This is a genomic window from Methylobacterium sp. WL116, assembly GCF_008039455.1.
Lineage (GTDB): Bacteria > Pseudomonadota > Alphaproteobacteria > Rhizobiales > Beijerinckiaceae > Methylobacterium.
The window spans coordinates 1-817 of the sequence record NZ_VRUV01000985.1 but is presented as its reverse complement, the minus strand read 5'-3'; the positions used below and the strand labels follow the sequence as shown (position 1 = coordinate 817).

Here is an 817-nt window from a genome sequence, read left to right as displayed (position 1 = left end):
GCCGACAGCGCCCGCCTGCCCGCGCACATGACCGCCGAGGAGGCCGCCCGCGGCCGGGCCGCCGCCAACAGGATGCTGAAGCTCGCCCCGGAGCGGGCGGCCGAGATCATCCTGGCGGCGGTGGAGCGCCGGCAGGGCCGGGTGCTCGTCGGCTCGGACGCCAAGCTGATCGCGCTGATCGAGCGCCTCGTGCCGGTCTCGTACTGGAACGTCATCCAGAAGCTGCTGCCGCGCGACCGCGCCGCGACCTGAGCGCGGATCGCCGCGGGCCCGCCCCAAAACCTTGCCGCGCGGAGAGCGAGGCACACCTCCCCCCTCGACCGGTCCCGGACCGAAGCGAAGTGGAGCGCGCCGATGGACCACCCGATCGCCGACCCGGCCCAGGCCGGTGCCGAGGAAGGCCTGCTCGGGCGCCCGCAGGTGCGGGTCGACGGCCCGGCCAAGGTGACGGGCCGGGCGCGGTTCTCCTCCGACGTCGCGCTGCCGGGGCGCGCCCACGCCGCGCTCGTCACCAGCACGATCGTGCGCGGGCGCATCCGCGGCTTCGACCTGGCCGCCGCCGCGGCGACGCCGGGCTGCCTGCGGATCTTCACCCATCGCGACCTCGCCGGGCGGATCGCGCCGGTGAAGCACCTGATGGCCGGCGGCTACGCCAACAGCGCGCACCTGCCGCTCGGCTCGGACGAGGTCGCCTATGCCGGCCAGATCGTCGCCCTCGTCGTCGCCGAGACGCAGGGCGCGGCCGAGGAGGCCGCCGCCCGCGTCCGCGTCGCCTACGCGGAGGCGCCGTTCGCGGCCACCTTCGACGAGGCCGGCG

General features: G+C 76.6%; 2 pseudogenes. Both read left to right on the top strand.

Features of this window, described 5'->3' with window-relative positions:
- Window positions 1-252, top strand: a pseudogene (locus FV223_RS31040) (acetoin dehydrogenase); the annotation flags it as partial.
- A gap of 102 nt (window positions 253-354) precedes the next feature.
- Window positions 355-817: pseudogene (locus FV223_RS28935) on the top strand (xanthine dehydrogenase family protein molybdopterin-binding subunit); the annotation flags it as partial.